The organism is Xanthomonas massiliensis (assembly GCF_900018785.1).
Lineage (GTDB): Bacteria > Pseudomonadota > Gammaproteobacteria > Xanthomonadales > Xanthomonadaceae > Xanthomonas_B > Xanthomonas_B massiliensis.
In genome coordinates, this window is record NZ_FCOY01000007.1 from 721,391 (window position 1) to 747,969 (window position 26,579).

Genomic DNA, 26,579 nt, shown 5'->3' on the forward strand with positions numbered 1-26,579 from the left:
CCTGAGGTTGTCAACAACCGCGCGGAACAGAAATCGGCAAGCACATCAATGGTTTGCACCAAGGTTCAGAGACTTGTTCAAGGCTTATCCACAAGTTGCTGTTTCGTCTCAGGATTTGAGATTGAAGTGGGATTCATGCGGATGAAGACGGCCGTCACGCGTGATCGCCGTCGCAGAAGATGAATGCGCCAGCTGCGCACATCGCCACCGCGTCCCGGCACAATCGCCCCATGTGCCTGATCGCCCTGGCCTGGAACCTGCACCCGCGCTGGCGCCTGCTGATGGCCGGCAACCGCGACGAATTCCACGCCCGTCCCAGCGCGGCCCTGCAGCGCCGCGGGACGCCCGCCCGGCCGGTGCTGGCCGGGCGCGACCTGCGCTCGGGCGGGACCTGGATGGGCCTGGCCGCCAATGGCCGCGCTGCGGTGGTGACCAACGTGCGCGACCCGGGTGCCGCGCGCGAAGGGTGCTCGCGCGGCCATCTGGTCGAGGACTACCTCGCCGGGCAGGACGGCGCGGCGGCCTGGGCAGCGAGGGTGGCGCCGCAGGCCGACCGCTACCCGCCATTCAACCTGGTGCTGGCCGACCAGGGCGAAGCTCGCTTCGTCGGCAACCATCCATTCGCGGCCGGGCCGCTCGGCGACGGCATCCATGCCCTGTCCAACGGCGCGCCGGACGCGCCCTGGCCCAAGAGCCTGCACCTGGCCGCGGCGCTGCGGCGCTGGATCGACAACGGCTGCGACGATCCGGCGCCGCTGTGGGCCGCCCTGGCCGACCGGACCGTGGCACCCGATGCCGACCTGCCCGACACCGGCATCGGCCTGGACCTGGAACGGCAACTGTCGCCGGCCTTCATCTGCGGCCCCGCCTACGGCACCCGCGCCAGCACCCTGCTGGCGATCGACCACGCCGGCCACGGCTGGATCCACGAACGCCGCTTCGGCGCGGACGGGATCTTCCTCGGCCAGACGCGGCTGGCACTCTGACACCCCACCCGACTGGCTCGAGCGACCGACGGCCGGGACGGGTGTCGAGGCGGCCACGTCGGCAGCGGCCAGGGCCGGCAAACGGATCCCGCGCACGCATGCCGGCCGCCCGGCATCGCCGGACGCGTGCAGCGGCCTCGGCATCGAATCCGTTCCAGCGGGCTACCGGTGCGTGCTATCGAGGAAGATCAAGACACCGATCATTGCCGGATATCCGGCCGCGGCGGGGCCCATCCGCCGCGCCCGCCGCGGACCTGCGCGGTACGGCACCGGCGGGGCCGGGCACGCGACCCCGCACGCATCCACCCGCCTGAGCAAACAGGCGGGCAACGAACCACTTCGAAGAGGCGGCGGAGCCGGCCGATAAGCCGGGTTCTGTCGTGGACAGCCATTCCTCTAGGCGCATCGTCACCGATACGCTCGAGCAACCTACCCGGACCCGACGCGGGCCACGTCATGAGGTCCCTATTTGGTCTTGCTCCAGGTGGGGTTTGCCGTGCCGGCCTGTTACCAGGCTCGCGGTGCGCTCTTACCGCACCATTTCACCCTTGCCGTCCTGCTTGCGCAGTCTTGGGCGGTATCTTTCTGTTGCACTTTCCGTCGGCTCGCGCCGCCCAGGCGTTACCTGGCACCTTGCCCTGTGGAGCCCGGACTTTCCTCGGCACCCTTGCGGGTGACGCGACTGTCTGGCCGACTCCGCCGCGGCCATTGTCCCACACCCGGGCGCTGCCGCCGCACCCGCGCCGCGTAGACGCCGCCGTCACTCCGCCTCCGGTTCAGGGGACTATATTCCGGCCCATGAAAGCGATGCTGCTACGCCGACAGGGCACGCCGCTCGAGCCGGCCGAACTTCCCGATCCGGTGCCCGGCCCGGGCGAGGTGCTCATCCAGGTGGGCGCCTGCGGGGTGTGCCGCACCGACCTGCACGTGGTCGATGGCGACCTGCACCATCCCAACCTGCCGCTGGTACCCGGCCACGAGATCGTCGGCCGGATCAAGGCGCTCGGCGCCGGCGTGGACACGCTGCGGATCGGCCAGCGCGTCGGCGTGGGCTGGCTCGGCCATACCTGCGGCCACTGCCAGTACTGCCTGGAAGGGCGCGAGAACCTGTGCGATGCCCCCGGCTTCACCGGCTATACCCGCAACGGCGGCTTCGCCCAGCTGACGGTGGCCGAGGCGCGCTACACCTACCCGATGCCCGAGGACGGCGACGATGCGGAAATGGCGCCGCTGCTGTGCGCCGGGCTGATCGGCTGGCGCTCGCTGGTGATCGCCGGCGAGGGCAAGCGCGTCGGCCTGTACGGCTTCGGCGCCGCCGCCCACCTGATCGCCCAGGTGCTGCACTGGCAGGGCCGCGAGTTCTATGCCTTCGTGCGCCCCGGCGCCGAGGCGTCGGCGGCCTTCGCCCGCTCGCTGGGCGCGGCCGACGTGGAGCCGTCCGACCGTCCCTCGAAGCACGCGCTGGACGCGGCGATCATCTATGCGCCGGTCGGCCCGCTGGTGCCGGTGGCGCTGCGCTCGGTGCGCAAGGGCGCGCGCGTGGTCTGCGCCGGCATCTACATGAGCGACATCCCCTCCTTCCCGTACAGCATCCTGTGGGAGGAACGGCAGCTGGTGTCGGTGGCCAACCTGACCCGCAAGGATGCGCTGGACTTCCTGGCGATCGTGCCCAAGGCCGGCCTGCGCGCCAAGGTCACCCGCTACCCGCTGGAGCAGGCCAACCAGGCGCTGGACGACCTGCGCTCGGGCCGGCTGACCGGCGCGGCGGTGCTGATCCCCTGAGCGCGCCGCTCAGCCCGGCTCCGACCCGTACAGCGCCTTGCGCGGCGCGCCGGTGATTTCCGCGGCCAGGCGCGCGGCGGCCGACGGCGGCAGGTGCGCGCCGAGCAGCGCGTAGACGCGGCGGCCCTCGGCGATCTTCGCGGTCTCGTCCTCGCCCGCGCCCTGCACCACCACGACGAACTCGCCCTTGCGCTGGTCCGCATCGGCCCGCACCGTGGCCAGCAGCGAATCCAGGGTGCCGTCGAGCACGGTCTCGAACAGCTTGGTCAGTTCCCGCGCCAGCACCGCCGGGCGCTCGCCGCCGAAAGCGCCGCCCAGGTCCTGCAGCGATTCGGCGATGCGGTGCGAGGCCTCGTAGAACACCAGCGTGCGCGTCTCCCCGGCCAGCCGCGCCAGGCGCTCGCGCCGCGCCGCAGGCTTGGCCGGCAGGAAGCCCTCGAAGGCGAACCGGTCGCTGGGCAACCCGGCCACGCTGAGCGCGGCGACGATCGCGCTCGGGCCCGGCACCGGGCTGACCCGGATCCCGGCCGCGCGCGCGGCACGCACCACCCGGAAGCCCGGGTCGGACACCAGCGGCGTGCCGGCGTCGGACACCAGCGCCAGAGACTGCCCGGCCAGCAGACGCTCGACCACGCGCTGCGCCATCGCCTCCTCGTTGTGCTCGTGCAAGGCCAGCAGCGGCCGCTCGATGCCGAAATGGGCCAGCAGCTGGCGGGTATGGCGGGTGTCCTCGGCGCACACCGCGTCGGCGCTGCGCAGCACCTCCTGCGCGCGCGGGGAGAGGTCGCCGAGGTTGCCGATCGGGGTGGCGACGACGTGGAGGATGCCGGGAGCGGAAGCGGTCAAGACGGGGAGCCTTCATGGCGGTTTCATGGGCGAGGGGAGAATCCTAGCCCCTGCACCGGCGCGTCCGCGCCCCCTTGCGATGGAAGACCGATGAACAACCCGGCCCGGAACCGCCTTGCGGGACTGCTGTTGACCACCGTGCTGTTGGCCGGCTGCGCCACCGCCCCGCTCGCGCCCGCTCCCGCCTCGCCCGAACACGATGCCGCCCTCGCCCTGCTCGAGGCCGGGCAACCGCGCCAGGCCGCGCAGCAGCTGGAGAGCCAGGCCGCCGCCGCCCACGGCGCCGCGCGCAACCCATTGCTGGCCGATGCCGCCTTCGCCTGGCACGAAGCCGGCGACGACGACCGCGCCCGCACCCTGCTGGCGCAGGTGCAGGCGCGCCAGCTCGGCGGCGCCACCGCCGCGCGCCACGGCCTGCTGGTCGGCGAACTGGCCCTGGGCGCGCAGCAGCCGCAACAGGCGTTGCAGGCGCTGGGCTCCTCGCCGCAGGCCCTGCCGGCGGCGCTGCAGACGCGCTGGTACCTGGCCCGCGGGCGCGCCCTGGAGGCCGGCGGCGATGCCCTCGGCGCGGCCGAGGCCCGTGCCCATGCCGATGCCGGCCTGAAGGACGCCGCGCGCCGCGACAACCAGCGCGAGATCACCCGCCTGCTGGCCTCGCTGGACGGTGCCCGCCTGGCGGCCGCCGCCGCCGCGCTGCCCGCCGGCGACCCGCTGTACAACTTCGCCGGCCGCGCCCTGCTCGCCCGTGGCCTGCCGCTGCCGCGCCCGTTCGAGCGCGGCGAGGGCCTGGTGGACACCGCCAAGCGCCCGCCGGCCGATCCGGACGGCTACCGCCCGCCGCTGAAGATGGGCGTGCTGCTGCCGCTGACCGGGCCGCTGGCCACCGCCGCCGCCCCGGTGCGCGACGGCCTGCTCGCCGGCTACTACGGCCAGTCCCGGCGCCGGCCCGACATCGAGTTCTACGACACCGCCGGCACCGCGGCCGGCGCGGTGGCCGCCTATGGCCGCGCCGTGGCGGCCGGTGCCGACTTCGTCGTCGGCCCGCTGGGCCGCGACGAGGTCGGTGCGCTGTTCGCCAGCGGCAACCTGAGCGTGCCGGTCCTGGCCCTGAACCGTCCCGCCGACGGCAGCGCGCCGCCGCCGGGCAACGCCGGCTTCTCGCTGGCCCCCGAGGACGACGGTGTGATGGCTGCCGAGTACCTGCTCGGCCTGGAAAAGCGCAATGCGGTGATCATCGCCAGCAACGACGACAACGGCCGCCGCGCCGCCGCCGCGTTCCGCGAGCGGTTCACCGCCCGCGGCGGCCAGGTGGCCGGCACGGTCGGCATCGGCAACGAGGTGCCGGTGGACCTGGCCACCCAGCTGGCGCCCTGGGCCGCGGCCGACGCGGTGTTCCTGGCCGTGCGCGGCCCGCAGGCGCGGGCACTGATGCCGCAGCTGGCGCTGGCCGGGCTGGCCGGCCGCACCCGCGTGGGCACCTCGCAGCTGGTGCTCGGCACCGGCAAGCCCGAGGAAGACGTGGTGCTGGACGGGGTGGTCTATCCCGGCGACATCGGCGGCGGCGCGGCGCTGGCCGGCATGCCCGCGCTGGGCACCCTGCCCACCGCCCGCGGCGGCGGCGCGCGCCTGTTCGCCTTCGGCCGCGATGCCTGGGTGATCAGCGCCTACCTGGACAAGCTGGCCGCCGGCCAGGGCCTGCCCGGCGCCACCGGCACGCTGCACCTGGACGGCTTCGGCAACGTGCTGCGTACCCCGGCCTGGTCCAGCTTCAGCGGCGGGCGCCCGGTCCCCGTGGCCGGTGGCCACTGACCGGCAACGCCGCGGCAACGATGTGGAAGCTGCCGCGCGGCGGCGGCTGGAACAGGCCGGCCTGCGGCTGGTGCAGGCCAATGCGCGCGTGCGCGGCGGCGAACTCGACCTGGTGATGCGCGATCCGGCCGACGCCGACACGGTGGTGTTCGTGGAGGTGCGCTACCGCCAGGGCAACGGCTTCGGCGGCGGCGCCGCCTCGGTGGACGTCGGCAAGCGCCGCCGCCTGGTCCGCGCCGCGGCCCTGTGGCTGGCCGCGCATCCGCAGCTGGCCGCCTGCCCGTGCCGCTTCGACGTGGTCGAGGCCGAAGGCGAACCGCCGCGGCTGCGCTGGATCCGCGACGCGTTCCGCGCCGACGACTGAGCGGCTCCAACGCCCCTGCCCCGGCCCGGCCGCGACGGCGCCGCGCCGGTGACGACAACGACAGCCATAGCGACAGCGACGAACGCTGCCGGCCCTGCGGGCTTCCCAGCCAGGCGCCGCTCGACGTGATCGCCGCCGCCGCCCACGCCCGCGGCGATGCCACGTTCATGCCCGCGGCCGGCGATACTGCAGTCGCCGTGGCCCAAGCCATCGCTGCTGGAGATCACGCCCCGTTCGCCGCGGCAGGCAGGGCCGCGGCGAACGGGCCTGTCGCCAGCGAACCATCCTGCGCTGCCCATGGCCGCGGGATCCGCCCCGCCCTGATTCGAGCCTTGCTGCAGGACGGCGCTCGGACCGGGATCTCGCGAGGACACGCCGGATCCGGCCCCGTGGAGGGTCGGTGGAGAACCGGCGCGACGGAGTTCGAAAGGCCGGGCCGGGCCGGATCGGCCAGGCCACCGGCCTCAGGCGAAATGCTCGAAGCCGCGCCCGGGCACCGGCCAGGGCCGGCCCTGGGCATCGACCACCTCCACGCCCTCGCCTTCGACGACGCGGCCGATGCGACTGGCCTGCACGCCGGCGGCGCGCGCGGCCGCCGCCACCGCATCGCGGCACCCGGCCGCGGCGGTGAAGCACAGCTCGTAGTCGTCGCCGCCGAGCAATTGCCAGCGCGCCCGCGCGGCCGCCTCCGGATACAGCCGCGCCAAGGCCGGCGAAGCCGGCAGGTCGTCCAGGTGCAGGCACGCGCCGGTACCGCTGCGCGCGCAGACATGGCCCAGGTCGGGCAGCAAACCGTCGGACAGGTCCACGCAGGCATGGGCCACGCCGCGCAGGGCCAGGCCCATGGCCACGCGCGGCTCGGGGCGGGCCATGCGCCGGCGCAGGAACCCTTCGTCGCCGCGGTCGTCCTCGCGGGTGACGTCCAGGCGGCCGTCGCGCCACAGCCCCAGCGCGCCGCCGGCATCGCCGGGCGTGCCGGTGACCCAGATGTCATCGCCGGCCACCGCGGCGTCGCGGCGCAGCGCCTGGCCGGCCGGCACGCTGCCGATGGCGGTGACGGCGATGGACAACGGCCCGCGGGTGATGTCGCCGCCGACCAGCGCCACCTGGTGCTGCGCCGCCAGGGCCAGGAACCCGTCCAGGAAAGCGTCGACGAAATCCTCGTCCGCCGCCGGCAGCGACAACGACAGCGTGCACCACAACGGTCGCGCGCCCATCGCCGCCAGGTCGGACAGGTTCACCGCCAGCGACTTCCAGCCGATCCCGGCCGGCACCGCCTCATGCGGGAAGTGCACGCCGTCGTTGAGGGTGTCGGCGGTGACCGCCAGCTGCTCGCCGGGCGGCGGCTGCAGCAGGGCGGCATCGTCGCCGATGCCCAGCGCCACGTCCGCGCGCGTGGTGGCACGGGCGCGGATGCGGGCGATCAGGTCGAACTCTGCCATGGCCGGCGCACGCGTGGGCCAGGAGCGGCGACGCGGCGGCACACGCCGCCCGGTACGCGCCGTCCCGCGTTCCTACTTGCCATGCTCCGTCCCCGGCCTGGCCGACTCGACCTTGCGCCATTCCAGCGCGGCCCGGTCGAGCACGCCGTTGACGTAGGTGTGGCCGTGCTCGGAGCCGAAGCGCTTGGCGGTCTCGATGGCCTCGTTGATCACCACGCGGTACGGCACGTCGATGCGGTACAGCAGCTCGTAGGCAGCCACGCGCAGCACCGCGCGCTCGATCGCATCGACCTCCTCGACCGGACGATCGACATAGCCGACCAGGGCCTGGTCGATGTCGCCGCGATGGGACAGCACGCCGTTGACCAGGTCCTCGAAGTAGGCCAGGTCGGCGATCTCGTGGGCCTGCTCGTGGGCGAACTGGGCGACGACCTGCTGGGCGCTGCCGCCGGCGATCTGCCAGGCATAGATGGCCTGCAGCGCGCGCCGGCGCGCGCGCGAACGCAGCACCGGGTCGACGCCGTCGCGGCGCGGCTTGTGCGGACCGGTCTTGTTCACGGCAGTTGCTCCATCAGGTTGACCATCTCCAGCGCGGCCAGCGCGCATTCCTCGCCCTTGTTGCCGTGGCTGCCACCGGCGCGGTTCTCCGCGTCCTCGATGCGCTCCACCGCCAGCACGCCGTTGAGCACCGGCACGCCGGTGTCCAGCGCCACCCGCGCCAGCCCTTCCGAGCAGCGGTCGGCGACGTGCTCGTAGTGGCGGGTATCGCCACGGATCACGCAGCCCAGGGCGATGATCGCGGCATGGCGGCCGGCCCGGGCCAGGCGCGCGGCGACCACCGGGATCTCCCACGCGCCGGGCAGGCGCACCACGTCGATGGCGTCCTCGCCGATGCCGTTGCCGGCCAGGCTCTGGCGGGCACCGGCGACCAGCGCATCGACGATGCGGGCGTTCCAGCGGCTGGCGACGATGACGAAGCGCGCCCCGTCGGGGGCGGCCAGGTCGCCTTCGTAATGGCTCATGCGGCGGATGACTCGATAAGGTTTCGGCGTGCATTGTAACCGCGCCGGTTCAGGCCGATCCGGCCCGACGGGCGCGGCCAGGCCCGCACCGGCGCGGGCGCGATCCGGACGGGCCGGGTCATGCGCCGGGGCCGGGTGCGGCCAGCGCCGCCGGCTCGACGGTCTCCACCACCTCCAGGCCGTAACCGGCCAGGCCGACCTGGCGGCGCGGGGTGCCGAGCACACGCAGCTTGCCCAGGCCGAGGTCGGCCAGGATCTGCGCGCCGGCGCCGTTGCGGCGCCACTGGCCCACGTCCTTGTCCTTGCCGGCCGGGCGCACTTCCGCGCGCGACTGCAGCCGCGCCAGCAGGGCCTCGGTGTCGCGCGGCGCGGACAGCACCACCAGCACGCCCTCACCGGCCTGCGCAATCGCGCGCAGCGCATCGCCGGTGGCCACGCCGAAATCCTCGCGCCGCCAGTGCAGCAGGTCGGCCAGCGGGTTCTCCACGTGCACCCGCACCAGCGCCGGGCGCGCGGCCGCCGGCGTGCCGCGTACCAGCGCGAAATGCAGGTCGTGGGCGATGCGGTCACGGTAGGTCACCAATTTGAACGGACCGAAGTCGGTCTCGATCTCGCGCTCGTCCACGCGCTCGACGGTGTGCTCGGTGGCCAGGCGGTAGGCGATCAGGTCGGCGATCGAGCCGATCTTCAGCCCGTGCTCGCGCGCGAACGCCTCCAGCTGCGGGCGCCGCGCCATGGTGCCGTCCTCGTTGAGGATCTCCACCAGCACGCCGGCCGGTTCCAGCCCGGCCAGTTCGGCCAGGTCGGTGGCGGCCTCGGTGTGGCCGGCGCGGGTCAGCACGCCGCCGGGCTGGGCGATCAGCGGGAAGATGTGGCCGGGCCGGCTCAGGTCCGCGGGCTTGGCGTCCGGGCGCACCGCGGTGCGGATGGTGTGGGCGCGGTCGGCGGCGGAGATGCCGGTGGTCACGCCCTCGGCCGCCTCGATGCTGACGGTGAAGTTGGTATGGAACTGGGCGGTGTTGGCCTGCACCATCGGCGCCAGGCCGAGCTGGGCGCAGCGCGCGGCCGACATCGGCAGGCACACCAGGCCGCGGCCATGGGTGACCATGAAGTTGATGTCGCCGGCCTTGACCAGCTCGGCGGCCATGATCAGGTCCCCCTCGTTCTCGCGGTCCTCGTCGTCGACGACCACGACCATGCGGCCGTTGCGGATTTCCTCGAGCAGTTCGGGGATGGTGGCGAAGCTCATGACAGTTCTCCCGGCGCGGCGGCGCCTTGCAGCAGGCGCTCGACGTAGCGGGCGACCAGATCGATTTCCAGGTTCACCGCCTCGCCGACGCGGGTCTCGGCGAAGCGGGTATGGGCGACGGTGTGCGGGATCAGCGCGACCTCGAAGCCTTCGTCGTCGACCTCGTTGACGGTCAGGCTGACCCCGTCCACGCAGATCGAGCCCTTCCTGGCGACGTACTTCAGCAGCGCGGCCGGCGCGGCGAAGCGCCAGCGCTGCGCGCGCGCGTCCTCGTGCACCGACAGCACGTGGCCGACGCCATCGACGTGGCCGCTGACGATATGGCCGCCGAAGCGGTCGCCCGGGCGCATGGCCCGTTCCAGGTTGAGCGCCGCGCCCGGCGGCAGCCGGCCGAGCGTGGTCAGCGCCAGGGTCTCGGTGGAGGCGTCGGCCTGGAAGGAACCGGCGTCGTGGGCGACCACGGTCAGGCAGGTACCGTTGACCGCGATGCTCTCGCCCAGCCGCACGTCCTCGAACGGCAGGCTGCCGACGGCGAAGGTGAAGCGGACGTCGCCGCCGATGGATTCGCGTGCGGCCAGGCGGCCGACGCCCTCGATGATCCCGGTGAACATCAGCGCCCGCCCTTCCGGACGGCCGGGACACAGGCGGATAGGGGAGGCAGATACGCACGGGCGTGCGCGACGGTTTGCAGAATCAGGTACATGGCTACGTTTCCCGCATTGGACCAAGCGAAAAACGCCACAAGGCAAGGCGCGCACGGCCCGGGGGCCGCGCGATGCCGTCTTCTTTCATCCGGACTGTAACCGTCGGCTCCGGCATCGGACCGGATCTGCTGACCTTGCGCATCGCAGGGCCGCGGCTGCGGCCCTTGCCGGACCCGCCTCGCGGACCGCGCATGCAGGCGCGGCACCCGGCGGGAGACTTGCGACACGGAAGCGCTCGCGGGCTCGTGCGTTGCCGCACCTACCGCCGGTGGGGATTTCCACCCCGCCCTGAAGACGTTCGTGAGTGCCGGCCTGGGCCGGCGCCACGCATGATACCAGCGCGGCCCGGAGCCGGCGTTGCAGCAGGTGAACGGCGTGTCGCCCGCTCAGCGCAGGTGCGGGCGCAGCTGCCAGCGCAGGTCGTCCCCGACCCGGCGCACGTCCACGGTTTCCAGCTGCAGGCGCGCGGCCATCGTGTCGATGCCGAGGCCGGCCAGCAGCGGGCGCGCGTGTTCGCCCATCAGCAGCGGCGCGGTGTAGAGCAGCAGCTCGTCGGCCAGGCCGGCCCGCAGCAACGCGCCGGAGAGCACCGCGCCGGCCTCGACCTGAACTTCGTTGATGCCGCGCGCGGCCAGCAGCTGCAGCGCCACGTGCAGGTCCAGGCGGCCGTCGCGCAACGGCACCGCGGCGAACTCGGCCGGCGCCAGCGCCGGGGCGGCCACGTCGGGCCCGTGCAGGTAGAGCGTCGGTGCGGCGCCGTCGCGGATGTGGGTGCGCGCCAGCGAACGCAGGCCGCGGTCGAGCACCACGCGCAGCGGGGGCACCACGTCCGCATCGGGCAGGCGCACGGTCAGCGCCGGGTCGTCGGCCAGCACGGTACCGGCGCCGGTCAGGATCGCCCCGGCCCGCGCGCGCCAGCGCTGCACGTCGGCACGCGCGGGCGCCGCGGTGATCCACTTGGAATCCCCGTCGGCCATCGCCGTGCGCCCGTCCAGGCTGGCCGCCAGCTTGATCCGCAGCCACGGCCGGCCGCGCTCCACGCGCGCCAGGAAGCCACGGTTCACCTCGCGCGCCTGGGCCTGCATCAGGCCGGACTCGGCGACGATGCCGGTCGCGCGCAGGCGTGCGAACCCGGCGCCGTCCACCTGCGGGAACGGGTCGCGCATGGCCGCCACCACGCGCGCGACCCCGGCGGCGATCAGGGCATCGGCGCACGGCGGGGTGCGGCCCTGGTGCGCGCACGGCTCCAGGGTGACGTAGGCGGTGGCGCCGCGCGCGCGTTCCCCGGCCGCGCGCAGGGCGAAGACCTCGGCGTGCGGGCCGCCGGCGCGCTGGTGCCAGCCCTCGCCCACCACCTCGCCGTCGCGCACGATCACGCAACCGACCATCGGGTTGGGGCGGGTGGTCCAGCGCCCGCGCTCGGCCAGGCGCAGCGCGCGCGCCATGAAGGCGTGGTCGGCGGCGCTGAAGTCAGCCATGCCGGAGCGCCGCGGCGCCGGTGCCGTCGTGCAGGCGCGCGCGCACGGTCAGCGCTTGCCGTTCTTGCCCGAGGACTTCTTGTCGATCGGGATGACCTCGGCCTGCAGCAGCGGCAGCTGCTCGCTGCCCACCGGCAGGTCGCGCTCGAGCATCTCGATCTCCTCGCGGAAGTCGGCCACGTCCTCGAAGCGGCGGTACACCGAGGCGAAGCGCACGTAGCCGACGTGGTCGAGCTTGCGCATCTCGGCCATGACGAAGTCGCCGAGCTTGCGCGAGGCCAGTTCGCGCTCGCCGGTCATGCGCGCCTGGTGCACGACTGCGCGCACCGAGGCCTCCAGCTGTTCCTCCGACACCGGCCGCTTGTGCAGCGCGCGCTCCATGCTCAGGCGCAGCTTGCGCCCGTCGAAGGCCTCGCGGCGGCCATCGCCCTTGACGATGCTGGGCAGCTTGAGCTCGATGCTCTCCAGGGTGGAGAAGCGCTCGCCGCAGGCCTCGCACTCGCGCCGGCGGCGGATGGTGGCGCCGTCCTCGGACACGCGCGAGTCGATCACCCGGGTATCGCTGTGCTGGCAGAAGGGGCAATGCATTCAGGACACCGTGCGGCGGGACGGCCGGCCCGCGGCTGGCGGGACGCGCGCCGCGACCGGGAGCGGGCACGCCGTCGCCGGCAGCTTAGCGCTTCTGGCCATGCCCGCCGTCCTCAGCCGTAGACCGGGAACTTGCGGCACTGCGCGGTCACCGCCTCGCGCACGCGGGCGATGACGGCGGCATCGGCCGGGGCATCGAGCACGTCGGCGATCCAGCCGGCCAGGGCGACGGTGTCGGCCTCCTGGTAGCCGCGCGTGGTGATCGCCGGCGTGCCCAGGCGCAGGCCCGAGGTCACGAACGGCGAGCGCGGGTCGCCCGGCACGGCGTTCTTGTTGACGGTGATGTGGGCCTTGCCCAGCGCCGCCTCCGCGTCCTTGCCCGACAGCTCGCGGCCGATCAGGTCCACCAGCATCAGGTGGTTGTCGGTGCCGCCGGAGACGATGCGGTAGCCGCGCTCGACCAGCGTGCGCGCCATCGCCTGGGCGTTCTTCACCACCTGCCGCTGGTAGTCCTTGAACGCCGGCTCCAGCGCCTCCTTGAAGGCCACCGCCTTGCCGGCGATGACGTGCATCAGCGGGCCGCCCTGGATGCCCGGGAACACGATCGACTGCAGCTTCTTGGCGATCTCCTCCAGCTGCGCGCCGGCGCCCTCGCCGGCCAGCAGCAGGCCGCCGCGCGGGCCGCGCAGGGTCTTGTGGGTGGTGGAGGTGACCACGTGCGCGTGCGGCAGCGGGCTGGGGTACACGCCGGCGGCGACCAGCCCGGCCACGTGCGCCATGTCCACGAACAGGTAGGCGCCGACCTGGTCGGCGATGGCGCGGAAGCGCGCCCAGTCCATCACCCGCGAGTAGGCCGAGAAGCCGGCCACGATCATCTTCGGCTTGTGCTCCAGCGCCAGGCGCTCGATCTCGTCGTAGTCCAGCAGGCCCTCGTCGTTGACGCCGTACTGCACCGCGTTGAACAGCTTGCCGGAGGCGTTGACCTTGGCGCCGTGGGTCAGGTGGCCGCCGTGGGCCAGCGACATGCCCAGGATGGTGTCGCCCGGCTGCAGCAGCGCGAAGTACACCGCCTGGTTGGCCTGCGAGCCGCTGTGCGGCTGCACGTTGGCGTAGCCGGCGCCGAACAGCTGCTTGAGCCGGTCGATGGCCAGCTGCTCGACGATGTCCACGTATTCGCAGCCGCCGTAGTAGCGCTTGCCCGGATAGCCTTCGGCGTACTTGTTGGTCAGCACGCTGCCCTGGGCTTCCATCACCCGCGGGCTGGCGTAGTTCTCGCTGGCGATCAGCTCGACGTGGTCTTCCTGGCGGGCCGCCTCGGCGGCGATGGCCTGGGCCAGTTCGGGATCGTAGCCTTCGATACGAGCGTCGCGCGGGAACATCGGAACTCCAGGGAACGGTTCGGCGGGAACGCGATTGTAGCCCGCGGCCACCGGGCTGGCCGCCCCGCCGCAGCGAAACGGGCCGGAAAGTCGCCCTTCCGGCCCGCCTGGCGCGGCCCGGCCGAGGCCGGGCAATGGACCGCCGGATGCGCCTACTTGGACTGCCACCACATCCAGAAGGCGTCCCACAGGCGCTTGAAGAAGCCGGCCTCGTCCACGGCCTGGACCGCCACCAGCGGCGCCTGGGCGACCACCTGGCCGTCCAGGGTCACCTTGACCGTGCCGATCTGCTGGCCGGCCTTGACCGGGGCGACCAGCTGGCGCGGCACGTCGATGCTCGGCTTGAGCGCCTCGTAGCGCCCGCGCGGCACGCTCACCAGCAGCGGCTGGGCCACGCCCAGCTGCACCTGGTCGACCTTGCCCTTCCAGATCTTCTGGGTGGCCACGGCCTTGCCCGGCTCGTAGAGGCGGTGGGTCTCGTAGAAGCGGAAGCCCCAGTTCAGCAGCGCCAGCGAGTCGGCGGCGCGCTGCTTCTCGGACGTGTCGCCCATGATCACCGTGATCAGACGCTGGTCGCCGCGCAGGGCCGAGTTGATGATGCAGTAGCCGGCCTCGGAGGTGTGGCCGGTCTTGATGCCGTCCACGCTCGGGTCGCGCCACAGCAGCAGGTTGCGGTTGGGCTGGGTGATCCCGCCGACCGTCAGCTCCTTGATCTTGTTGTAGGCGTAGGTGTCGGGGAAGTCGCGGATCAGGGCCTGGCCCAGCAGCGCCATGTCGTAGGCGCTGGAGTAGTGGCCCTCGGCGCTCAGCCCGGTGGCATCGGCGTAATGGGTGTCCTTCATGCCCAGGCGCTGGGCGTAGCTATTCATCAGCGAGACGAAGGCCTCCTCGCTGCCGGCCACGTGCTCGGCCAGGGCGATGGCCGCGTCGTTGCCCGACTGCACCACCATGCCCTTCTCCATGTCCTCCAGGCGCGCGCTCTGGTTGACCGGGAAGCCGCTGTAGCTGCCGTCGGTGCCGGCACCGCCCTTGCGCCAGGCGTTCTCGCTCATCATCACCTGGTCGTCGCGGTGGACCTTGCCGGCGGCCAGCTCGGCGGCGATGACGTAGGAGGTCATCACCTTGGTCATGCTCGCCGGGGCGAGGTGCTCGTGGATGTTCTCCCCGGCCAGCACCTGGCCGGAGGCGTAGTCCATCACGATCCAGGCCTTGGACTGCGCCGGGGCCGGCGCCGGCGGGATCTGCACCTGCGGCGGCGGCTGGGTGGCGGCCGGGCTCGGCGGCAGGTCTGGCGTCTGGGCCAGCGCCAGACCGACGACGGAAGTGGCCAGGAACGCCACGGCGGCAAGAACGGGTTTCATCGACTACGACTCCAGGGGCCGGCAAGGGACCAAAACGACATTGTAGGACTGCGCCTGCGGCGCGACGGCGGGGCGATCACTCGTTGACGATCTGCGGGCGCCCCAGCCCCAGACTGGCGATGCGGCCGGAGAGTTCCGTGGCCGCGTCGTGGTCGGTCACCGCCACCCGCAGCCGCCACAGAGTGCGGCCGCCGCTGGCGATGTCGCTGAGGCTGGCCCCGGCGATGCCGGCCGAGGCGAGCTGCGCCAGCGCCTTGTTGGCGTTCTCGCGGCTGGCGAAGCTGGCCACCTGCAGCAGGATGCGGCCCAGCGCGTTCTGTGCCGGGGTCGGTTGCGGCGCGGCCGCCATCGCCACCGGTGCGGCGGGAACGGGGGCCGGCGTAGGTGCGGGGACGGCCGCGGCCGCCTTGGCACGGGACGGGGCGCGTGCCGCCGGCGGCGGTTCGGCGGCGGCCAGGCGCGTGGACTTGCCGGTCGCCACGCGCACCCCGTTGGCCTTCATCCAGGCGTCGAAGTTGTCGGCATTGCCCGGGTGCGCCTGGTCGGACACGCGATAGCGCCAGCGCTCGCCGGCGCTGTCGGCCGGTGCGGCGGTGCTCACCACCCGCACCGGCGCGGCCGGGGCCGCGGCTGGCGCGGAGGCCGGCGCGGGCGTCGCCGTCGCCGGACGCGAGGCGCCGGCCGGCAGCTGGCCGACCAGGCTGTCCATGCGGCTGGGGCGGGCCGGTGCGGCGGCGGCCAGCGCGGTGCCCGATGCCAGCGCGGCGCGGCGCGCGGCCAGGATGCCGGTGTTGTCCTCCGGGGTCAGCGCGCGTACCTGGACGCGGCCGGTGCCCTTGCCGGTGATCCCGAGCTTGACCGCGGCGGCGTAGCTCAGGTCGATCAGGCGGTCGTCGTGGAACGGGCCGCGGTCGTTGACCCGCACCACCACCGACTGGCCGTTGTCGATGTTGGTGACCAGGGCGAAGCTGGGCAGCGGCAGGGTCTTGTGCGCGGCGGTGAAGGCATTGACGTCGTAGACCTCGCGGTTGGAGGTCAGCCGGCCGTGGAACTTGGCGCCGTAGTAGGAGGCGGTGCCGGTCTCGACGTAGCCGTGCACGTCGTCCAGGACCTTGTAGGTCTTGCCCAGCACCGCGTACGGGGACTGGTTGCCGATCGCCGAGCGCGGCTCGTCGACCACCGCCGGCTCCGGGATGCAATCGACGTTGGGCACGTGGTCGGGCGTGGTGTCCTTCACCCCGGGCGCATACAGGCCGCCGCGGGTGTAGTTGCCGCGGGTGGAGGGATCCTCCTGCGCCGGCGCGTAGGGCGAGCAGCCGGTGGCCACGCGCGCCGGCGGCGCCTCGGCGGCGGTACCGTGCCCCTGCACGCGCGTACCGCCGGCGACGGCGGGCTTCTTCGGGGCGCTGGAGCAGGCGGCGAGCGCCAGCACCACCAGCGCGGGAATGATCGGTTTCGCGTTCATGCCGGGGGCAACTCCTGTCCGGCGATGGCCTGGGACAGCTGGAACACGGCCATCGCGTACATCTTGGAAATGTTGTAGCGGGTGATCGCGTAGTAGTTCTGGAAGCCGAGCCAGTACTGGCGGCCGGCGGCGCCGTCCAGCGCGATCGGGGTGGCGCGGGTGCCGGCGACCACCGGCGCGGCCGGGCGGTAGCCGCGCCGCGACAGCTCGGCCAGGGTCCAGGTCGGGGTCCAGTCGTCCGGGTTGAACTCGGCATGGCCGGGGGCCAGCGTCGCCGGCACCGCCACCTCGCCGCCACGCACCCAGCCGCCCTTGGCGACGAAGTAGTTGGCAATGGAGGCGAAGGCGTCGTCGTAGTCGCTGAACAGGTTGCGCCGGCCGTCGCCGTCGCCGTCCACCGCGTACTGGCGGTAGCTGGACGGCATGAACTGGCCCAGCCCCATCGCCCCGGCGTAGCTGCCGGTCAGGGTGGTGACGTCCAGGCCCTCCTCCTTGGCCAGGGCGAACAGCTGGCCCAGCTCGTCGCGGAAGAACAGCTCGCGGCGCACCTCGCGCTCGAGCTTGGCCGGATCGCCGCTGCGCGGGTAGTTGAACGCCAGCGTGTACAGCGCGTCGAGCACCCGGTACTTGCCGGTGTTGGCACCGTAGCTGGTCTCCACGCCGATGATGGCGACGATCACCTGCGCCGGCACGCCGGTGGCCGCCTCCACCCGCGCCAGCTCGTCGCGGTGCTGGGCCAGGAAGCGGCGCCCGCCGTCGATGCGCGCCTGGGTGATGAACATCGGCCGGTATTCGCTCCACGGCTTGACCCGCTCGGCCGGGCGCGACATCGCGGCGATGATCGAATCCTTCACCTGCGCCTGCGCCAGCGCCGCCTCGATCGTTGCCGGGGCGATGCCGTAGCGCGCGGCGGTGTCGCGCACGAACCCGGCACGCGCCACTTCCGGCGGCACCGGCGCGAGGTCCACCGGCGGGGCACCGGCCGGGGCGGCCTCGGGGGCCACTTCCGCCGGCGGCGCGGGCGGTGCCGTACTGGCCTGCGGTGCGCGCGCGGGCCGCTGGGGCTGCGTCGCGCAGGCCACCAGGCCAAAGGTGAACAGGCAGGCCAGCAGGCGTCTTGGCATCACGGAGCGGAAGATTCCGGTTGAACTGTTGCCAATAACACCATGAATCAAAAGAAAATTACAGTTCCATCCCGAAATCGACCTTCCCCGGCTTCAGGCCCGGTTTCCTTTTGTGGCTGCCGCGGCCGGCGCGCCGCCCCGGTTCCGGGCCACGAAAAAAGGCCACCGCAAGCGGTGGCCCTCGGTTGCCGTCGCGCCGGAACGGGCCGGCGCCGCCGCCGTCAACGGTAGACCATGCCGCCGTCGATCAGCACCGACTGGCCGGTCATGTAGTCCGAATCCGGGCCGGCCAGGTAGGACACCAGCGCGGCCACGTCGTCCGGGGTTTCCGCCCGGCCCAGGGCGATGCCGCCGACGAACTTGTCGTAGGTCTCGCCGGGCTTGGCGCCGGTCACCGCGGCCATGCGCTTGTCGATGTCCACCCACATGTCGGTGCCGACCACGCCGGGGCAGTAGGCGTTGACGTTGATGCCGTGGCTGGCCAGCTCCTTGGCCGCGGCCTGGGTCAGCGCGCGCACCGCGAACTTGGTGGACGAGTACACGCCCAGCAGCGCGTAGCCCTCGTGGCCGGCGATCGAGCAGGCGTTGACGATCTTGCCCTTCTGCTTGCGCGCCAGGAACTTCTTGCCGGCCGCCTGGATGCCCCACAGCGTGCCCTGCACGTTGATCCGGTAGATGCGCTCGACCTCCTCCGGGGTCACCTCCAGCAGCGGGTTGACCTGGCTGATGCCGGCGTTGTTGACCATGATGTCGAAGCCGCCCAGCGCCTGCTCGGCGTGGTCGACCGCGGCCACGACCTGGTCGCGCTCGGAGATGTCGGCCACGAAGGTGGTCGCCTTGCGGCCGAGCGCGCGGATCTCCCCGGCCACCGCCTCGATCTTGTCGGCCTTCACGTCCACCAGCGCGATGTCGGCGCCGTCGCGTGCCAGCCGCAGCGCGATGCCGCGACCGATGCCCTGGCCGGAACCGGTCACCAGAGCCACTTTTCCTTGGATTGCCATGAGTGCTTACCTCGCGGCGCAAGCCGCATTGGGGCCGGTTTCCACCGGCATTTCTGGAAAGGAAGGGCGCGCCGCCGTGGCGGCGCGCCGGATGCCTCAGGACTGGCCGCCCAGCGCCTTGACCGCCTGCACCATCTGGTTCAGCTCGGCCAGCGCGTCGCCGTAGACCATCTCGCAGTTCTTCTGGAAGAACAGCGGATTCTCCACGCCGGCATAGCCCTTGCCCTGGCCGCGCTTGATCACGAAGATCTGGTGCGCCTGGTACACGTTGAGGATCGGCATGCCGTAGATCGGCGAGGACTTGTCGGTCAGCGCCGAGGGATTGACCACGTCGTTGGCGCCGATCACCAGGGCGACGTCGGTGTCCTTGAAGCTGTCATTGATGTCGTCCATGTCGTAGATCATGTCGTAGGGCACGCCGGCCTCGGCCAGCAGCACGTTCATGTGCCCGGGCATGCGCCCGGCGACCGGGTGGATGGCGAACTTGACGTCCACCCCGGCGGCCTGCAGCAGCTGCACGAACTCGTACAGCTTGGACTGCGCCTGGGCCACCGCCAGGCCGTAGCCCGGCACCACGATCACGCTGCTGGCATAGCGCATGGTGACCGCCGCGTCGCCGGCATCGACGGACTTCATCTCGCCCTGCACCTGGTTGGCGCCGGAGGCGGCGACCTCGCCGAAGTTGCTGAACAGCACGTTGGCCAGCGAGCGGTTCATCGCCTTGGCCATCAGGAAGGTCAGCAGGGTGCCGGCCGAACCGACCACCATGCCGGCGATCATCAGCGCCGGGTTCTCCAGGGCGAAGCCCTCCAGCGCCACCGCCAGGCCGGTGAAGGCGTTGTACAGCGAGATCACCACCGGCATGTCGGCACCGCCGATCGGCAGGGTCATCATCACGCCGAAGGCCAGCGCCAGCACGAAGAACAGCAGCGGCCACAGCAGCGCGCTGTCGCCGGAGGCGATGGTGACGCCGCCGAGCACCAGGGTGGCCACGAACACCAGCAGGTTGAGCTCGCGCTGGCCCTTGAAGCGCCAGGCGCTGCGCATCTTGCCGTCGAGCTTGGCCCAGGCCACCAGCGAACCGGCCAGCGACACCGAGCCGATCAGCGCGCCGAGCACGGTGACGACCTGGTGCAGCAGGCCGGTGCCGGCGATGCCGCCGCGCTCGAACAGCACCACCGCGGCCAGCGCCGCGGCCGAGCCGCCGCCCATGCCGTTGTACAGCGCGACCATCTGCGGCATGTCGGTGATCGCCACCTTGCGCCCGCCGCGCCATGCCCAGGCACCGCCGATGGCCAGCGCGACCACCGCCAGCACCAGGTTGGTGGTCCGGTGCGGGAGCGCCGCCGGCTGCACGTCCACCAGGTAGAGGAAGCTGGCGAGCACTGCCAGCGCCATGCCGTAGCCGGCCACGATGATCCCGCGCGTGGCGGTCACCGGCGAGGACATGCGCTTCAGGCCGAAGATGAAAAGCAGGACCGCGACGAAGCCAGCCAATGCGACTAGAAGACTGGACATGGCCTCACTCCTTCGCCGCGGCCGCAGGGGCCGGCTTCTGGCTGGGCTTGAACATCGCCAGCATGCGTTCGGTCACCGCGTAGCCGCCGGCGGCATTGGCCGCGCCCAGCACCACGCCGACGAAGCCGATGATCTGCCCGGCCAGGCTGGTGGCGTTGAACAGCGCGTGCAGCGCACCGACCACGACGATGCCGTGGACGAAGTTGGAACCGGACATCAGCGGCGTGTGCAGGATCGAGGGCACGCGCGAGATCACCTCGTAGCCGGTGAACGCAGCCAGCATGAACACGTACAGCGCGATCAGCCAGCTCATCGAAAGCAGAGCGGAATCCATTTCAGGCCTCCTTGGAAAGGATCGCGGCGGCGGCCGGGTTGAGGATCTTGCCGTCGTGCGCCAACAGGGTTTTGGAAACGACCTCGTCGCTCAGGTCCGGCGCGATGGCGCCGTCCTTGACGATGAGCTCGAGCAGATTGAGCAGGTTCTTGCAGTACAGCTCGCTGGCATGCTGGGCCAGCAGCGAGGGCACGTTGAACGGCGCCATCACCAGGGTCGGGCCGATGGTCACGTTCTGCCCGGGCACCGCGCCTTCGCAGTTGCAGCCGGAATCGGCGGCCATGTCCACGATCACCGAGCCGGACTTCATGCCCTCGATCTGGCTGCGGCTGACCAGCTGCGGCGCCTTGCGCCCCGGCACGTTGGCCGTGGTGATGATCAGGTCCGCCTTCTGGATGTGCGTGGTCAGCACCGCGGCGGCCTTGGCCTGCTCCTCGGCGGTGAGCTCGCGCGCGTAGCCGCCCTGGCCGACCGCGTCGATGCCGGTATCGACGAACTTGGCGCCGACCGACTGGGCCTGCTCGCGCGTTTCCGGGCGCACGTCGTAGCCCTCGACCACCGCGCCCAGGCGCTTGGCGGTGGCCGCGGCCTGCAGCCCGGCCACGCCCAGGCCCATCACCAGCACCTGCGCGGCGCGCAGCGAGCCGACCGCGGTGGTCATCATCGGCAGGATGCGCGGCAGGTTCACCGCGCCCAGCAGCGGCGCGTAGTAGCCGGCCAGCGCCGACTGGCTGGACAGCACGTCCATCGCCTGGGCGCGGCTGATGCGCGGCACCGTCTCCAAGGCGAAGCTGGAGATCTTGTGGTCGCGCAGCACCGGCAGCAGCGCCGGCACCTTCTGCGGGTAGACGAAGCTGAGCAGCCACGTCCCCGGTTTCATCGCCGCCACGATCTCCGGCGCCGGCGGCTGCACCGCGAACACCACGTCGGCCCCGGCCACCAGGGCCTTGGGATCGTCCTGGAACTGGACGTCCTTGTAGTCGCTGTCACGAAAACGGGCCGCCACGCCGGCCCCGGTCTGCATCGCCACCTTGGCGCCGAGACGCTCGAACCTGGCCACCTGGCCGGGCACCATCGCGACGCGCGCTTCGTGGGGCTGCGTTTCCTTCAGAACCGCAATCTGGAAAGCCATAAACCCACCTCATCGGAAATGACGGGGGCGAGTATGGGCGCGAAACCGTCAAGCGGGCCTTGACATGGATCAAGCGCAAAGCCATGCGCATGCGTACGTTGCACGCGATTTCCCAACATGAGACCGGCGTCAATATCCGTGCACGGGCCGGTATTCGCGTACCGCCATCACCAGGCCGAGGCCGGCCAGCAGCGAGACCGCCGAGGTGCCGCCGTAGCTGATCAGCGGCATCGGCACGCCGACCACCGGCAGCAGGCCGGAGATCATGCCGCCGTTGACCAGCACGTAGACGAAGAAGGCCAGGCCGGTGGCGCCGGCGATCAGGCGCGAATAGGTGTCGCGCGCCTGCGCGGCGATGTACAGGCAGCGGCCGATCACGAACAGGTACAGCGCCAGCACCACGGCCACGCCGATCCAGCCGAACTCCTCGCTGAGCACGGCGAAGGCGAAGTCGGTGCTCTGCTCGGGGATGAAGTTCAGGTGCGACTGCGAGCCCATGCCCCAGCCCTTGCCGTCGAAGCCGCCCGAGCCGATCGCGATCTTGGACTGGATGATGTTCCAGCCGGTGCTGAGCGGATCGTTCTCGGGGTCGCGGAAAGTGAGGATGCGGTCCTTCTGGTAGGGCCGCAGCATGAAGAACCAGTCGATCGGCGCGAACATCGCCAGCCCGCCGATGGCCCCGGCCGCCGCGCCGGCGGCGATGAACCACCACCACGACAGCCCCGCCAGGTACAGCACGAACACGCCGCTGGCGGCGATCAGCACGCCGGTGCCGAAATCCGGCTGCAGCATGATCAGCAGCGTCGGCACGCCGATGATCACCGCCGTCACCAGGGTGGTGCCGAGGTTGGGCGGCAGCGGCCGCCGCGCCAGGTACCAGGCGGCCATCATCGGCATGCTGATCTTCAGCAGCTCCGCCGGCTGCAGGTAGAACAGGCCGAGATTGAGCCATTGCCGGCCGTACTTGCCGGTGCCGATGGCGAACACCGCCAGCAGCGGCAGCATCGACAGCGCGTATACCGATGGCGTCCAGGCGCGCAGGCGCGGCACCGCGATCCGCGAGATCGCCCACATCGCCACCAGGCCGACCGCGAAGCGGCTGCCCTGGGCCACCACCAGGTGGGTGCCGCCGGCACTGCGCATCACCGCCAGGCCCATGCCCATCAGCGCGCACAGCGCCAGCAGCAGCGGCCAGTCCAGCGTGCGCGTGAACCGGTAGCCCAGGTCGGTCAGCCAGCGCAGGATCTCCCTCACCGGTCGGCCTCCGGGATCTCGTCGGGGATCTTCTCCTCCGGCGCGGCCAGCGGCGCGGCCATGGCCTCCGCCGCCAGCAGGCTAGCGCCCAGCTGCACCGGCAGCAGCGGCAGCGCGGCGGCCTCGCGCTCGCCGGCCTGGCGCGCCTGCTCCTGCTCGGCGACGAAGGCGTTGGCGCCCAGCGCGGTGGTGCCCTGGGCGCTGTCGAGCGGCTGCAGGCGGTCGGGCAGCTTGCCCAGCAGCCAGGCATCGAGGATCTTGCGCGCGATCGGCCCGGCGGTGCTGGCGCCGTAGCCGCCGCCCTCCACCGCCACCGCCACCGCGATAGTCGGGTTGTCCGCCGGCGCGAAACCCTCGAACAGCGAGCGGTGGCGCAGGTGCAGCGGCAGGCTGCGCGGATCGACCGCGGCCACGCCCTTGCGGCTGACCACCTGCGCGGTGCCGGTCTTGCCGGCCATCTGGTAGGGCGCGCCGACCGCCATCGCATGGCCGCTGCCGCCGGGGCGCATGGTGTCCATCATGCCCTCGCGCACCCACTGCAGGTTGTTCGGGTTGGCGCTGATTGGCACCGGCGCGGACGTCGGCTGCGGCACCCAGGGCGCATCGAAGCCCTTGCGCGTGGCGGTCACCAGGTGCGGGCGGCGCAGCTCGCCGTCGGCGATGCCGGCCACGCCGCGCACCAGCTGCAGCGGCGTCACCTTCCAGTCGCCCTGGCCGATGGCGATGTTGACCGTGTCGCCGGGGTACCAGGCTTCCTTGCGGGTCTTGCGCTTGTATTCGGGCGACGGGACGATGCCGCCGATCTCGCCGAGCAGGTCGATGCCGGTCGGCGAGCCGAAGCCGTACTTGTACATGTAGCGATCGACCTGGGTGATGCCCATGTCGATGGCCAGCTTGTAGTAGTAGGTATTGACCGACTGGGCGATCGACTTGCGCAGGTCGGTCCAGCCGTGGCCGCCGCGGTGCGAGTCGCCCCAGCCGCGGCTCACCCCCGGCAGGTAGAACATGCCGGTGGACAGGATCTTGTCCTGCGGCCGGCGGGTGCCGCTGTCGAGCCCGGCCAGGCCCATGAACGGCTTGATCGTCGAGCCGGGCGCGACCCCGCCGAGCACCAGGCGGTTGAACTGGGGGCGCGAGGGATTCTCGTTGAGCGCCTTGAACTCGGCGTGGGAGATGCCGTTGACGAACAGGTTGGGGTCGTAGGCCGGCAGGCTGACCATCGCCAGGATCTCGCCGGTACGCGGGTCCACGGCGATGGCCGCGCCCTCGTACTGGCCGAAGGCCGCCACCATCGCCCGCTGCAGGTCCGCGTCGATGGACAGGCGCAGGTCGGACCCGGACTGCGGCGCCACCCGCCCCAGGGTGCGGATCGCCCGGCCCTGCACGTTGGTCTCGACCTGGTCGTAGCCGACCCGGCCGCGCAGCAGCGGCTCGTAGTAGCGCTCCAGCCCGGTCTTGCCGACGTGGGTCAGCGCCGAGCCGTTCTCGCCCAGGCTTTCCAGGTCCTTCTCGTCCACCCGGCCGACGTAGCCGATGATGTGCGCGAACAAGTCGCCGTAGGGGTAGCGCCGGGTCAGGTACGGCTCCAGCTCCACCCCGGGGAAGCGCCAGCGGTTGACCGCGAAGCGCGCCATCTCCTCGTCGTCGAGGCGGTACTTGAGCGTCACCGGCAGGAAGCTGCGGCGCAGCTGGCGGTCGTGCTGGAACCGCTCGATGTCCTCCGGCGTCAGCGCGATCACCTGGCCCAGGCTGGCCAGCATCGCGTCCATGTCCTCGACCTTGTCCGGGGTCACGTCCAGGCGGAAGGCCGGCACGTTCTCGGCCAGCAGGCGCCCGTTGCGGTCGTAGATCAGGCCGCGCCCGGGCACCACCGGCTTGGGCTTGATGCGGTTGGCGTCCGAGCGCGTGGCATAGACCTCGTGGTCGAGCACCTGCAGCCGGAAGTACCAGCCGCCGAGCCCGAGCAGGGCCAGCAGCACCGCCAGGAATCCCACCGCGGCACGGCGGCGGAACTGCGAGGCTTCGGCCAGCGGGTTCTTGATCGGGCGGCGCGCGTGCATCCGGGCTCAGTCCCCGCGCCGGACCACGCGCAGCGCATCGAGCAGCACGAACAGCGGCGCCCACAGCAGCGCCCCCAGCAACGGCGCCCACCAGTAGTTCCAGGGCAGGGTCGGCTCGCCCACCGCCAAGTGCAGCGCGGTGGCGACGATGCGGTCGTTCACCAGCAGGCCGCCGACGGCCAGGGCCTGCTGGTAGACCGGGAAGAAGCGCAGGCGCGCGCGGAAACGCTGCAGGATGAAGGCCATCACCACCAGGCGCAGCGCCTGCTCGCCGAGCAGCCCGCCGTACAGCAGGTCGGCGCACAGGCCGATGACGAAGGCGAAGCCGAGACCGGCCTTCTCCGGCGTCTCGATCACCCAGTAGGCCATCACCAGGGCCAGCCAGTACGGGCGCAGCGGCTGCAGCCACCCCGGCAACGGCAGCAGGCCCAGCAGCAGGGCCACCAGGACGCTGACCGGCAGCACCCAGCCGCGGTTGCGTGGCCGGCTCATCGCAGCGGCTCCGGGGACGGCACCGCCGGCGCCGGGGCATCGGCCGCCGGTGGCGTGCCAGGTTCGGACCCGGGCTTCGGACGCGGCGGCGGCGGCGTGCGACGCGGCGTGGTCGCGGGCGCGGGCGCGGTGGCGGGTGTCGCCTGGGACGCTGCCGGAGCCGGCGACGACGACAACGGCGACGTGCCGGCGGCGGCCGCGGCACCGGTGGCGGCCGTGGCGGCCGCCGTGCCCGGGGCCACCGGCGCGGGGGCCGGCGTCAGCAGGCTCTGGCGCGCGGCCGCCGGCAGGCGCAGCGGCGAGCCCGGGCGCAGCAGCAGCACGTTGCGGCCGCGGTCGAACTGGGCCGCCGGGAGCAGCCGGCCGACCAGGAAGGCGTGGGTGTCGTCCGGGCGCAGCGCCTCCACCTTGCCGACCGGGAACCCGGCCGGGAAGCGCCCGCCCAGTCCCGAGGAGACCACCTCGTCGCCGACCTGCACCCCGGCGCTGAGCGGGATGTCGCGCAATTCCAGGTGGTCGCCGCGGCCGTAGGCGATCAGGCGCACGCCGCTGCGCGCCACCGTCACCGGCACCGCGTGGTCCGGGTCGGTCAGCAGCAGCACGGTGGCCTGGATCGGGGTGACCGCGATCACCTGCCCCATCAGCCCGCCGGCGTCGATCACCGCCTGCCCCATCTGCACGCCGTCGCGGCTGCCGGCATCGAGCACCAGGCGCTGGCGGGTCGGGTCCAGGTCGATGTCCAGGATCGGCGCCAGCTGCACGTCCAGGCCGTTGCGCTCGGCCGCGCCCAGCAGCTCGCGCAGCGCCGCGTTGTCGAGCGCGGCGGTCTGCAGCCGGGTCAGGCGCGCGTTGGCGATCAGCAGCTGGTTGCGCAGCTGGCGGTTCTCGGCCACCAGCTGGCCATGGGTGGCGGCGTTGTCGCGCACCTGGTTGCCGAGCCGGCCGGGCAGGCCGGCCAGCATCCACAGCGGCTGCACCAGCAGGTCGGCCTGGGCGCGCAGCCGTCCCAGCCAGCCCGCCTGCACGTCGAGCACGATCAGGGCGACGGCCAGCGCCAGGTAGGCCGCCAGCCGCAGGGGGCTGGCCGCTTCGGCCGGACGGGAGGCAGCGGAAGGACCGTAGGACGGCACGGAAGGAGGCCGGGAAGGAAGGATGTGGATGGAAAACCGGAGGGCGGAAGCATGCACCG

At 72.4% G+C, this 26,579-nt stretch carries 24 protein-coding genes, 1 other RNA gene and 1 riboswitch; of the genes, 4 read left to right on the top strand and 21 right to left on the bottom strand.

Annotation, left to right across the window (positions count from 1 at the left end):
- The first annotated feature begins 230 nt into the window (after positions 1-230).
- Positions 231-986 carry an NRDE family protein gene (locus BN3794_RS13350; RefSeq protein WP_066097991.1) on the top strand — a complete coding sequence of 252 codons (756 nt, stop codon included), beginning with the start codon at positions 231-233 and terminating at the stop codon, positions 984-986.
- Positions 987-1,334: 348 nt separating this feature from the next.
- On the opposite strand, the gene rnpB is transcribed toward BN3794_RS13350, so the two are convergent.
- Positions 1,335-1,684: RNase P RNA component class A (gene rnpB / locus BN3794_RS13355), an RNA gene on the bottom strand.
- A gap of 109 nt (positions 1,685-1,793) precedes the next feature.
- On the opposite strand from rnpB, the gene BN3794_RS13360 reads away from it, so the two are divergent.
- The gene (locus tag BN3794_RS13360; RefSeq protein ID WP_160330925.1) at positions 1,794-2,768 is read left to right on the top strand and encodes a zinc-dependent alcohol dehydrogenase family protein; all 975 of its coding nucleotides are present in this window, start codon (positions 1,794-1,796) and stop codon (positions 2,766-2,768) included.
- A 9-nt stretch (positions 2,769-2,777) separates the two neighbouring features.
- Here BN3794_RS13360 and rsmI read toward each other — a convergent pair whose 3' ends face one another.
- On the bottom strand, positions 2,778-3,614 hold the full coding sequence (gene rsmI, locus BN3794_RS13365) for a 16S rRNA (cytidine(1402)-2'-O)-methyltransferase (protein ID WP_066097995.1): 837 nt from the start codon (positions 3,612-3,614) through the stop codon (positions 2,778-2,780).
- Positions 3,615-3,704: 90 nt separating this feature from the next.
- Here rsmI and BN3794_RS13370 point away from each other — a divergent pair, with 90 nt between their 5' ends.
- Together BN3794_RS13370 and BN3794_RS13375 are read left to right on the top strand one after the other, a co-directional pair.
- Complete coding sequence (locus BN3794_RS13370) at positions 3,705-5,423, top strand: penicillin-binding protein activator (protein WP_066097997.1); 1,719 nt, start codon at positions 3,705-3,707, stop codon at positions 5,421-5,423.
- The gene (locus tag BN3794_RS13375) at positions 5,413-5,787 is read left to right on the top strand and encodes a YraN family protein (RefSeq protein WP_066097999.1); all 375 of its coding nucleotides are present in this window, start codon (positions 5,413-5,415) and stop codon (positions 5,785-5,787) included. The genes BN3794_RS13370 and BN3794_RS13375 overlap by 11 nt, the downstream gene beginning before the upstream one ends.
- A gap of 464 nt (positions 5,788-6,251) precedes the next feature.
- Here the strand turns inward: BN3794_RS13375 and thiL are convergent, their stop codons facing one another.
- From thiL to mreC, 19 genes are all read right to left on the bottom strand, one after another.
- Positions 6,252-7,229, bottom strand: a complete 978-nt coding sequence (thiL, locus tag BN3794_RS13380) for a thiamine-phosphate kinase (protein WP_066098001.1) — start codon at positions 7,227-7,229, stop codon at positions 6,252-6,254.
- Between the two features lie 72 nt (positions 7,230-7,301).
- Positions 7,302-7,787: a transcription antitermination factor NusB gene (gene nusB / locus BN3794_RS13385; RefSeq protein ID WP_066098003.1), complete on the bottom strand. Its 486-nt coding sequence runs from the start codon at positions 7,785-7,787 to the stop codon at positions 7,302-7,304.
- Complete coding sequence (gene ribH, locus BN3794_RS13390; RefSeq protein ID WP_066098005.1) at positions 7,784-8,251, bottom strand: 6,7-dimethyl-8-ribityllumazine synthase; 468 nt, start codon at positions 8,249-8,251, stop codon at positions 7,784-7,786. Before ribH ends, nusB begins: the two co-directional genes overlap by 4 nt.
- A 118-nt stretch (positions 8,252-8,369) precedes the next feature.
- On the bottom strand, positions 8,370-9,500 hold the full coding sequence (gene ribB, locus BN3794_RS13395; protein WP_066098007.1) for a 3,4-dihydroxy-2-butanone-4-phosphate synthase: 1,131 nt from the start codon (positions 9,498-9,500) through the stop codon (positions 8,370-8,372).
- Positions 9,497-10,111: a riboflavin synthase gene (locus BN3794_RS13400; RefSeq protein WP_066098010.1), complete on the bottom strand. Its 615-nt coding sequence runs from the start codon at positions 10,109-10,111 to the stop codon at positions 9,497-9,499. Before BN3794_RS13400 ends, ribB begins: the two co-directional genes overlap by 4 nt.
- A 165-nt stretch (positions 10,112-10,276) precedes the next feature.
- Positions 10,277-10,504, bottom strand: a riboswitch (FMN riboswitch).
- Between the two features lie 86 nt (positions 10,505-10,590).
- Positions 10,591-11,682 carry a bifunctional diaminohydroxyphosphoribosylaminopyrimidine deaminase/5-amino-6-(5-phosphoribosylamino)uracil reductase RibD gene (gene ribD, locus BN3794_RS13405; RefSeq protein ID WP_066098013.1) on the bottom strand — a complete coding sequence of 364 codons (1,092 nt, stop codon included), beginning with the start codon at positions 11,680-11,682 and terminating at the stop codon, positions 10,591-10,593.
- A gap of 48 nt (positions 11,683-11,730) precedes the next feature.
- On the bottom strand, positions 11,731-12,270 hold the full coding sequence (nrdR, locus tag BN3794_RS13410) for a transcriptional regulator NrdR (protein ID WP_066098015.1): 540 nt from the start codon (positions 12,268-12,270) through the stop codon (positions 11,731-11,733).
- A gap of 113 nt (positions 12,271-12,383) precedes the next feature.
- The gene (gene glyA, locus BN3794_RS13415; protein WP_066098017.1) at positions 12,384-13,649 is read right to left on the bottom strand and encodes a serine hydroxymethyltransferase; all 1,266 of its coding nucleotides are present in this window, start codon (positions 13,647-13,649) and stop codon (positions 12,384-12,386) included.
- Positions 13,650-13,801: 152 nt separating this feature from the next.
- Entirely contained in the window at positions 13,802-15,010 is a 1,209-nt protein-coding gene (locus BN3794_RS13420; RefSeq protein WP_066098019.1) for a D-alanyl-D-alanine carboxypeptidase family protein, read from the bottom strand.
- 76 nt (positions 15,011-15,086) lie between these two features.
- Complete coding sequence (locus BN3794_RS13425) at positions 15,087-16,475, bottom strand: septal ring lytic transglycosylase RlpA family protein (RefSeq protein ID WP_066098021.1); 1,389 nt, start codon at positions 16,473-16,475, stop codon at positions 15,087-15,089.
- Positions 16,472-17,599 (bottom strand): lytic murein transglycosylase B, encoded by a 1,128-nt coding sequence (gene mltB / locus BN3794_RS13430; RefSeq protein WP_066098023.1) that lies wholly within the window; start codon positions 17,597-17,599, stop codon positions 16,472-16,474. The genes BN3794_RS13425 and mltB overlap by 4 nt, the downstream gene beginning before the upstream one ends.
- Before the next feature lie 221 nt (positions 17,600-17,820).
- On the bottom strand, positions 17,821-18,600 hold the full coding sequence (locus tag BN3794_RS13435) for an acetoin reductase (RefSeq protein WP_066098027.1): 780 nt from the start codon (positions 18,598-18,600) through the stop codon (positions 17,821-17,823).
- Between the two features lie 96 nt (positions 18,601-18,696).
- Positions 18,697-20,118 carry an NAD(P)(+) transhydrogenase (Re/Si-specific) subunit beta gene (locus BN3794_RS13440; RefSeq protein ID WP_066098029.1) on the bottom strand — a complete coding sequence of 474 codons (1,422 nt, stop codon included), beginning with the start codon at positions 20,116-20,118 and terminating at the stop codon, positions 18,697-18,699.
- A 4-nt stretch (positions 20,119-20,122) separates the two neighbouring features.
- The gene (locus tag BN3794_RS13445; RefSeq protein ID WP_066098032.1) at positions 20,123-20,452 is read right to left on the bottom strand and encodes an NAD(P) transhydrogenase subunit alpha part 2; all 330 of its coding nucleotides are present in this window, start codon (positions 20,450-20,452) and stop codon (positions 20,123-20,125) included.
- 1 nt (position 20,453) lies between these two features.
- Positions 20,454-21,584, bottom strand: a complete 1,131-nt coding sequence (locus tag BN3794_RS13450) for an NAD(P) transhydrogenase subunit alpha (RefSeq protein ID WP_066098035.1) — start codon at positions 21,582-21,584, stop codon at positions 20,454-20,456.
- 129 nt (positions 21,585-21,713) lie between these two features.
- Positions 21,714-22,838, bottom strand: a complete 1,125-nt coding sequence (gene rodA / locus BN3794_RS13455; RefSeq protein ID WP_066098037.1) for a rod shape-determining protein RodA — start codon at positions 22,836-22,838, stop codon at positions 21,714-21,716.
- Positions 22,835-24,898 carry a penicillin-binding protein 2 gene (mrdA, locus tag BN3794_RS13460; RefSeq protein ID WP_066098039.1) on the bottom strand — a complete coding sequence of 688 codons (2,064 nt, stop codon included), beginning with the start codon at positions 24,896-24,898 and terminating at the stop codon, positions 22,835-22,837. Before mrdA ends, rodA begins: the two co-directional genes overlap by 4 nt.
- 6 nt (positions 24,899-24,904) lie before the next feature.
- Positions 24,905-25,390, bottom strand: a complete 486-nt coding sequence (gene mreD / locus BN3794_RS13465) for a rod shape-determining protein MreD (RefSeq protein WP_066098041.1) — start codon at positions 25,388-25,390, stop codon at positions 24,905-24,907.
- On the bottom strand, positions 25,387-26,520 hold the full coding sequence (gene mreC / locus BN3794_RS13470) for a rod shape-determining protein MreC (protein ID WP_066098043.1): 1,134 nt from the start codon (positions 26,518-26,520) through the stop codon (positions 25,387-25,389). Before mreC ends, mreD begins: the two co-directional genes overlap by 4 nt.
- Positions 26,521-26,579: the final 59 nt, after the last annotated feature.

Bases quoted from the DNA above. Each gene is read 5' to 3' on its own strand.
- BN3794_RS13440 (WP_066098029.1), bottom strand. From the start codon at position 20,118: ATGTCCAGTCTTCTAGTCGCATTGGCTGGCTTCGTCGCGGTCCTGCTT.
- ribH (WP_066098005.1), bottom strand. From the start codon at position 8,251: ATGAGCCATTACGAAGGCGACCTGGCCGCCCCCGACGGGGCGCGCTTC.
- BN3794_RS13350 (WP_066097991.1), top strand. From the start codon at position 231: ATGTGCCTGATCGCCCTGGCCTGGAACCTGCACCCGCGCTGGCGCCTG.
- ribD (WP_066098013.1), bottom strand. From the start codon at position 11,682: ATGGCTGACTTCAGCGCCGCCGACCACGCCTTCATGGCGCGCGCGCTG.
- BN3794_RS13450 (WP_066098035.1), bottom strand. From the start codon at position 21,584: ATGGCTTTCCAGATTGCGGTTCTGAAGGAAACGCAGCCCCACGAAGCG.
- BN3794_RS13360 (WP_160330925.1), top strand. From the start codon at position 1,794: ATGCTGCTACGCCGACAGGGCACGCCGCTCGAGCCGGCCGAACTTCCC.
- mltB (WP_066098023.1), bottom strand. From the start codon at position 17,599: ATGCCAAGACGCCTGCTGGCCTGCCTGTTCACCTTTGGCCTGGTGGCC.
- BN3794_RS13420 (WP_066098019.1), bottom strand. From the start codon at position 15,010: ATGAAACCCGTTCTTGCCGCCGTGGCGTTCCTGGCCACTTCCGTCGTC.
- BN3794_RS13400 (WP_066098010.1), bottom strand. From the start codon at position 10,111: ATGTTCACCGGGATCATCGAGGGCGTCGGCCGCCTGGCCGCACGCGAA.
- BN3794_RS13435 (WP_066098027.1), bottom strand. From the start codon at position 18,600: ATGGCAATCCAAGGAAAAGTGGCTCTGGTGACCGGTTCCGGCCAGGGC.
- mrdA (WP_066098039.1), bottom strand. From the start codon at position 24,898: ATGCACGCGCGCCGCCCGATCAAGAACCCGCTGGCCGAAGCCTCGCAG.
- ribB (WP_066098007.1), bottom strand. From the start codon at position 9,500: ATGAGCTTCGCCACCATCCCCGAACTGCTCGAGGAAATCCGCAACGGC.
- BN3794_RS13425 (WP_066098021.1), bottom strand. From the start codon at position 16,475: ATGAACGCGAAACCGATCATTCCCGCGCTGGTGGTGCTGGCGCTCGCC.
- BN3794_RS13370 (WP_066097997.1), top strand. From the start codon at position 3,705: ATGAACAACCCGGCCCGGAACCGCCTTGCGGGACTGCTGTTGACCACC.
- thiL (WP_066098001.1), bottom strand. From the start codon at position 7,229: ATGGCAGAGTTCGACCTGATCGCCCGCATCCGCGCCCGTGCCACCACG.
- glyA (WP_066098017.1), bottom strand. From the start codon at position 13,649: ATGTTCCCGCGCGACGCTCGTATCGAAGGCTACGATCCCGAACTGGCC.
- mreD (WP_066098041.1), bottom strand. From the start codon at position 25,390: ATGAGCCGGCCACGCAACCGCGGCTGGGTGCTGCCGGTCAGCGTCCTG.
- BN3794_RS13445 (WP_066098032.1), bottom strand. From the start codon at position 20,452: ATGGATTCCGCTCTGCTTTCGATGAGCTGGCTGATCGCGCTGTACGTG.
- nrdR (WP_066098015.1), bottom strand. From the start codon at position 12,270: ATGCATTGCCCCTTCTGCCAGCACAGCGATACCCGGGTGATCGACTCG.